The organism is Coprococcus sp. AF51-11b1 (assembly GCF_027682785.1).
Taxonomy (GTDB): Bacteria; Bacillota; Clostridia; order Lachnospirales; family Lachnospiraceae; genus Allocoprococcus; species Allocoprococcus comes.
Genome location: NZ_JAQCZB010000012.1, coordinates 132805 through 140400 on the forward strand (window position 1 = coordinate 132805; position 7596 = coordinate 140400).

The following is a 7596-nucleotide window of genomic DNA, read 5'->3' on the forward strand; positions in this document are numbered from 1 at the left end:
TCCACGCAGCATTGACATTACTGTTTCCTGCGTCATGATTCTCTCAGTGACGACTGGGAAATTCCCGACAACTGCGATAATCTGTCTTTACTGATATCACGTTTCTCACATATAGATGTTATTTTATCTGCGATATACTTCTCTATCTGCAAGTAACTATACCTCATTTCTGTTATTACATGTTCTTATTGTACTTGTAATAGCAGAAAAATATTAGTTATCAATTTTGCAAGTAATTAGTTTTATTATAGGAAGTACATTCGTAAAATAAAATTTGAAGATACTTTCGTTTCTGCAAAAGTCTTTTTCGCTTATATTATCTTAATAATATCACAGACAGCTACGTTTGTCACATAAAAGTTTGGAAACTCAAACAAAAAAGTAACCATTTAGCCCAATGTCATTAAGCCTTGACTTTTTATTTGCGGACTACTTATAATCCTTTTACAAACTCAACTGTATTTTTTATATCTTCCTCATCCGGATGTCCTTTTGCAATACCACCTACCATTTTAAATGGACCAAATGTGTCATAACCCTTGCATCCGAATTTTCCTATCACTTTAGAACGCTTCTCGTCCAAAATCTGCTCTATGGATTTATAATTCGCACTTCCACCATAAGTACAGATCAGAAATACCTTTTTATCGTCCGGTAGATTCTTCTCTGCAAATCCCAATATCGACTGATGAAATTTTGAAAAATAGATTCCTGATGCAAATCCAATCATATCATAACTGCTCAGATCTACATCTGGCTGTTTTACAGCATCAATCAAATCAACCTGGCATTCTTCTGCTATGCCCTTTACTAGTTTTTCTGTATTTCCATGATGTACAGATGCATATACAATTGCTTTTCTCATTTGTTTTCCTTTCTGCCTTTCTCCATTGTTTTAGTATTCTTTTGAAATTTCTCCTGTACCATCATGAGCATTTTTTCAAAAGACTGTGCAAACCTTATATCATCTTCTTCTGTTCGTTTTTTCGGTCCCTTGATATGATTCTTATGGGAACTTCTTCTGGCTTTTTTATTCAAATGACGTTCCATGAGCATCTGATCAATATTGTCATTTGTGTACCATTTGCCCGATTGATGAATGGCATAAGCACCTTTTCCCAATGCCATTGCTGCAACACCATAGTCCTGTGATACGACAATATCTCCTTTATGGCAGATACTGATCAGTTTATAATCTACTGCATCTGCTCCTGCCCCAACTACAATCACTTCGCTATAAGCCGATGACAGAACATGATTCGTATCACACAACAACGTTACCGGAATACTATTTTCTTTTGCAATCTTTTCAATGATCGCAACCACTGGGCAGGCATCTGCATCAACAAATATTTGCATCTTTCTATTCCTCCTCTGAACCATTATAAGAATAAGCTCTGCTGTTCGTATTCTGCCTCTCGCTTCAGCCGAACCGGTTTCTGATGCAGAATCTGTTCCATTTTCCTGTCATCGAACCAATCTTCCAATCAATATTTACTTGTAAACTCTTCATAGAAAATATCTTCTTCCTCAGCTGTTGTATCCTTATCAATAAATTCCTGTAGATTTCTTTTCATGTTATCAAATACTTCCTGACTATGACTTTTATCACAAAAAGCTGTATGCATCATACTTCCATATACACCACATGTAATTGCATCATACCTTTCACATCTTTCCAAGGTTATCCTGCACGATTCTTTATATTCCTCATCTGCAATAATCATACCGCCCTCACTTCCAATCGAATCAGGCTTATATATGTCATTCCACATATCCATCTTGCTCCTATACTCCAAGAATTTCATTCGTATACTTAAACAAAGTCACATTCAATTCTCATTCGATTCGCAATAACATTAGTTTCATTTTGTTTCATCGCTTTCAATATCTTTAAGTGTAATACCGTCTGCATTTTTCCAGCTTGTCAATCCGTTAGCACTCTTACCTACCACAAACATTGCTGCACCAGATGGACTTGAAAACAAAACATCCTCCTGTAGAATACCCTCTACAATATTAGCTTTACTTCTCTTTTCTTTAATACCTGCTGAGATTGTCTCATCATCCTCTGGAGCAATATGACTCCCATTTAGCACTACAAAGCCTTCAGATGTACGAATACCATCAGCTTCTATCTTTCCTATTCCCTTCACCGTTCTCTCTAAGTGCAACTTTATTTCTTCTTTTTCAATTTCGTTACCATCATTTTCTTCTATAGTTGCTGGTTTATTGACAGGTTCCAATACTTTGTATCCTAAAACACTTATCAAAATTCTCACATTATCAATAAATTCTTCCATGACTGCTATTTGCGATTCCTTCATCACCGTATTTCGATATGTGTTTTTTGTAAGCACCAGATACCGTTTACACTGTCTTGCAATGTCTACAAATCGATTTTCAAGATAACGAATCAATGCCTTGTTCAGGTCTCTCCCTATAAAAATCACTGCCGTGGTCCAATAATATTTCTCTTTTTCAGCTTGATAGTCTCGCAAATGTTGCAACAAACGTTCTTTTACATTTTCCGCTTCTCCGATATATACTGAATCTGTTCCATCATCTTCTTTGCAAAAGAGGAAATATACTCCCGCTTGAGCAATATCCTCTCTATAGCACGAAGACACTTCAATTCTTGGTATCTTAATTGCTTTTCCATTCCAATTTGACAGCTCCGCTATAGTCAAGCTATCCGCTGTTCCATTGACCAAAAACAGCTCTATAGACTTTCCATACGCCATTGCTATTCCTCCCTCGTTCTATCCTTTGTTTAACACCTACTCAGCATACTTTTCAATCCAATTTTCGCCATCATATTCGTTAATTTGTTTTTCTAATCTTGCAAGATAATCTTGCAACCTGCTATCCTCTTCACTGGCATACCATACATTTGCCCGTCCAAATCCATAAGCCCAACCATTTGATTTTCTTGGGACTTCCCACTGAACCTTTCTTGATCTGATGCCCGCAGGAAGTAGAACACAATCAGACGAATTTGCAATTGCATTGTAATATTGTATATCTTCCGGAGCAAACACTGCCTCTTGATAATGTCTGAAAACTGTAGCATGTTTATACCATCCCACGACCGTCGTAAACTTATGTGCTGGATGTTTTGCACAATACACAACAAGCACATCATCTACTGATTCTTCTTTTTTTAATAGCTCACACCCCGCAATATTCTCACTTCGCATTTGATTGACATCTTTACCATTATGTGATTTTGTCTCGAAGAATCCCAGACAATATAACCCTTCCCTGCCCTCCATATTCACCGGCGTAAAATTGTATTTTTCATGTGCGTCTCCTGTCTCGTCAACAAAACTTCCACCATTTAACGGAATATCCTTTCCATCTTCATTTCCTCGATACTCCTTCATCCACGCTATGTTACAAAAAAGTATTCTCATCACATCAACCTTCTTTTCCCTTTGAAAATGGACTCAAGTCGATAAACAGTTTCTTCAATCCACTTGTGTCCTTGAACTCCTTGAATAAATATTCCAGAAGTTCTTCCTGCCTTCTCTTTGTTCCAAATCTATGGGATTACTTGGAAGATTCCAGTGCATAACCACACAGCAATAATTATGAAAATCCTGACCCTCCTGACCAATAGACGTTGTGGCAAGCACAAATAGACGCATTGGTGAGTTAAAGGCATTTCTGATATTTTCTTTACGCATGACTACCTTGGAATTATCGCCTGCATATCTCATTTAATTTGGAATAATGTGGTATTTCATATGTCTGGCTTTAAACCAGCAGTATTCATCTGTAATTTCATTCACTTCGAGTTCTTCATCTACAAAATACACATATCCATCGAATAATAGTAGCGTAGAACATGACCAATATGGATCCCAGTATTCAGGATTTCTGCTGTCCGTACAATACTCCAAGTCATCCCAAAACCAAATTTCAACTTGACATCCCCATATCCCGGTGAACCTCAGATACAGTTCTCCACCATCTGATATTTTTTGTTCTTCAATACATGCATCATGAAAATTTCCGGTTGCCCAATCAAAGTCTTCAATATCTTTTTTCGTTTTAATCTCACGATACTCTTCATATATATAAGATTCTTCAAATTTTATACATTGCTGCATAATATCATCAGGAACAACTCCTTCCGAAATAATTTTGTCTGCCAGTTCTCTTGGAAGGAATTCTACACCACCCGTGTCATCTTGTTCGTTTATAATCCACCCACTCTCATCAGAATCTATGATCAGTACCTGTTTTATTAAATATTCTGTATCGGGCTGTATATTAAACCATTTTATCAATTTCGTTTTTTCTTCGTTGAATACTACATAGTATGTGCTATGGATTCTTTCAAGATAACGCTGATAGTCATCTTCTGATTTTACATCACTATAATAGCCGAATACCGATGAAATATAATATTTTCCATTGCCTTGTCTTATTATTGCATGCATATTACGCCTTCTTTTAATCCATAAAATATGATGCTATTTTTTCTTTGCTATCTAATATCTCGTCTACTGGTACGCCACATGATTTTGCCAAATCAATAGAACCTTCAAAGGCTACACGAATGTCTGGTGCAAATGCCCTGTTTAATAATTCCATGAACAGCTTCGTATCCTTACCAATTTCATCAACAAATTCCTGATACTGATCCTGTAATGAAACATCCAGCTGACGTACTGCTTCTGCATATTCTTCAAATATCTTCTGTTCTCTGGCTGACAGATTATCTTTTGCGATTTGATACATCATAGTTCCTACAGTATTGCCAATCACTGCACCAAGTACAGGAACCGGAATTAATATTTGACCTGCAAATGAAGAAAGTGCACTAACTGAAGCATCTAAACATAACATTTCTGTATTCTCAATAAATCTCTGTTCATTTACATTTCCCTGCTTTAATTGATATGCCTGTTCCGCAATACCAAATATTGCTGTTACCATTGCGCTTGCTACAGCTGCCGGAGTTGCAGTAAAATTTGTCAATGTATAAATAGATGCTCCTCGTATACTACCTTTCAAGGTTCCCTTTCCTGTAGTAGCTGCAATCTCTTTCCAATCTTCCTCATCAAAAGCATTGAATTTCTTACCAGACTTTCTTTTTTCAGCTATTCCCAGGCACAACGCCATAGCACCCTCAATTGCAGCTACGGCTGCTGTTGCTTTCGCTCCCTCAGATAACGTAGATTTACTTTTATTATATGCCTGTTCTTTTCTTTCCTGATTTCGTTTTCTTAAACTATCCTTTTCTTTTGAAAAAGTTTGTTCATATGTGCCTTTCTGGACTTCAGAATATTTTAATTTAGACGGTTCTACTTTATCTAATGGAATATCACCATTTTTAAAAAATTCATGTACTTCCCTCCACTGTTTCAGAGAAAAATCGCCTGTTGAAGTCGACATTTTATTTGCTTCTTTTTCTGAAATCGAAAGCAGCCACTTGATTTTCTCGTAATGTTCTTCCGGAATCTGATATACTCCGCCATTATCAAGGAAATCAGGATAAGCATTTAAATGCATACGAATTGCCTGTAGTGATAAATGCCCACCTCCGTTTACAAATTTCTGCTGGATTAGTGTTGCTCCCCTTCTCAAATCTTCAGGCCCATTATCATTAATCCATTCGTATATTGGTGCTTTTCCTTCTATCTGTTCTCTGGCATTTCCAATACCACATTCTGCAACTTCAGCAATAAATCCGTGCATTCCATATTGACCGCCTCGTCCTTTTCCATTATTCACGATATCTCTGCTAATAGTTTTAAGTGTTTCACCAATGGTAGACATCGCTTCGTTCAGATTTAATTCTTCTTTCTGCAATGCTTCCATCAATCTGTCTAATCGCACCTGATTCAGGTAATTAATCCATGAAGCAACAGCTTGTTCTTGCCCACTTTTAATCATCTTTTTAGCTTCTATCATTTACTTTATTCCTCCACAGTTTCACCAAGCGTTGCTGCTAAAGATTTTGCATTGTTCACAAGTGTTCCCAATAACATTTGCCCTTCATCTGCTATTTCTATAAAGTTCTTTCCATAATAAGTCATACAATTTCCGTACTGATCATTCAACATACTTCTTAATTTGTCCGTCTTATCTAATAATGACTGCATTTTGACATTAACTTCACTAACTAATTCAACATTGTGTAATACTGCCTCAATCTCTTCTTTTTTTTCTTTACCAAGTTTGATTTTTTTATTTGCAAACAGAGCAATTGATGCTAATAATGTAGCTCCTCCAATTGTCCAGCCTACTGGACCGGCCATTGCCAAAAATGCAGTTCCAGATGCCATTCCACCTCCCCCGGCAGCGACTGCACCACCTCCAAGCCATGCTAAAGCTGTATTAGTAGCGGCTACACCTGACAATGTTGATATAGCAGTTCCTGTAGAAGCTGTACCAAATGTAGTTGCTACCCACATAGCTGCACTCGGAGCCAAGCTGGCTACAGCCATACCGCCGGCTACTCCTGCACCTACACCTGCCATGGATTTCTTTGCTGCATCGAGTTCTTGTGTTGCATAATCACATACATCTTTGAATTCTTTTTTATAAAATTGGATCTCCTTGAAATCTACATCAAAATTCTTTGGATGATTTGCAATACTGTTTACTAAGTTTTCAACATTTTCCAGTAAGTCCACAGATCGTTCTCGCTGTCTAAGAATCGCTGAGCCGTTATTCTCAAACTCTGCATATGCCGCATTATACCTGTTTACTGCATCATGAAGTTGGTCATCAAGACTTCCCTGCTTTTCTTTGTTATTGTCTTGTATGCCCTGTTTTTTATGTTCAGCCACTACATTTTTTATCGTATCAGCACTTGTTTTTGCTCCATTTGTAATCTTTTCAGCTCCGTCCTTTACTCCGTTTGATACAAACACAAGACCATCTTTCGTCCCTTTAGAAATCTTCTCAAGCACCTCACTATCTTTTGCCTGTTTTTCTACCTCTGCAATAGTTCCACTAATAAAATCTCCTACATTTTTCAATTTATCTTTAAATGGTTTTCCCATAACAATTATCCTTCTTTCTTGTCAAAATAATGTTGGATCTGCTCCATACCATGTCTGCACGTCGTTTTCTGTTGTAACATTTTCAATCCATGCAATACCAAATACATACTTTGTTGTCTTAGTTTCTTTCATAACCAAATATAAAACACCGTCTTCCATATACTCGTTATCGTAATCATATATATCTGAGATGCACATACCATCCGCATAATATCCTGATTCGCCTTCCATGCCTATTGACAATTTAGTATTGTCTTTGTAAAACGATTTCAATTCTAATCGCTCTCCTGGTTCTATTCCATCCTTTTTAGATGAAACATGTCCCTTTATTTTACAAGAGATTGTATGTACTTTTCCATCTGGGATAAAATCAATTTTAATGGCATATCTCCCACTAACGTCAGGACATAGTTTTTCTGATACTCTAATATTCTTTTCCATATATTCAACCTTGTTGTCATCTAAATATATTTCAATATCTCCTAATGGTGTGGTTAGCATTAATTCTCCTCCAATCTACTACAATATGTTTATGGTTAATATCCCTTACAGCCAGTAAGGAATTATCCATCTT

Annotated in this window: 10 protein-coding genes; all 10 read right to left on the reverse strand. The window is 36.8% G+C overall.

Translation table 11 applies throughout. The annotated features are described in order from the left end of the window. Positions 1 to 433 precede the first annotated feature (433 nt). Positions 434 to 865: a flavodoxin family protein gene (locus PGY05_RS12620; RefSeq protein ID WP_055246930.1), complete on the reverse strand. Its 432-nt coding sequence runs from the start codon at positions 863 to 865 to the stop codon at positions 434 to 436. Continuing rightward, positions 862 to 1359: a YaiI/YqxD family protein gene (locus PGY05_RS12625; protein ID WP_270476059.1), complete on the reverse strand. Its 498-nt coding sequence runs from the start codon at positions 1357 to 1359 to the stop codon at positions 862 to 864. The genes PGY05_RS12620 and PGY05_RS12625 overlap by 4 nt, the downstream gene beginning before the upstream one ends. Before the next feature lie 128 nt (positions 1360 to 1487). Then, the gene (locus PGY05_RS12630) at positions 1488 to 1781 is read right to left on the reverse strand and encodes a hypothetical protein (protein ID WP_270476060.1); all 294 of its coding nucleotides are present in this window, start codon (positions 1779 to 1781) and stop codon (positions 1488 to 1490) included. A gap of 84 nt (positions 1782 to 1865) precedes the next feature. Then, on the reverse strand, positions 1866 to 2744 hold the full coding sequence (locus tag PGY05_RS12635; protein WP_055155663.1) for a GIY-YIG nuclease family protein: 879 nt from the start codon (positions 2742 to 2744) through the stop codon (positions 1866 to 1868). A 36-nt stretch (positions 2745 to 2780) separates the two neighbouring features. After that, entirely contained in the window at positions 2781 to 3416 is a 636-nt protein-coding gene (locus PGY05_RS12640) for a hypothetical protein (protein ID WP_270476069.1), read from the reverse strand. Positions 3417 to 3470: 54 nt separating this feature from the next. After that, the gene (locus PGY05_RS16710; protein ID WP_334304106.1) at positions 3471 to 3722 is read right to left on the reverse strand and encodes a helicase-related protein; all 252 of its coding nucleotides are present in this window, start codon (positions 3720 to 3722) and stop codon (positions 3471 to 3473) included. Next, positions 3723 to 4448, reverse strand: coding sequence for a hypothetical protein (locus tag PGY05_RS12650; protein WP_270476062.1), 726 nt, complete (start codon positions 4446 to 4448; stop codon positions 3723 to 3725). Between the two features lie 13 nt (positions 4449 to 4461). After that, the gene (locus PGY05_RS12655) at positions 4462 to 5925 is read right to left on the reverse strand and encodes a hypothetical protein (RefSeq protein ID WP_270476063.1); all 1464 of its coding nucleotides are present in this window, start codon (positions 5923 to 5925) and stop codon (positions 4462 to 4464) included. Positions 5926 to 5930: 5 nt separating this feature from the next. After that, entirely contained in the window at positions 5931 to 7022 is a 1092-nt protein-coding gene (locus tag PGY05_RS12660; RefSeq protein ID WP_270476064.1) for a hypothetical protein, read from the reverse strand. 21 nt (positions 7023 to 7043) lie between these two features. Continuing rightward, positions 7044 to 7523: a hypothetical protein gene (locus PGY05_RS12665; RefSeq protein WP_270476065.1), complete on the reverse strand. Its 480-nt coding sequence runs from the start codon at positions 7521 to 7523 to the stop codon at positions 7044 to 7046. Between the last annotated feature and the right edge of the window lie 73 nt (positions 7524 to 7596).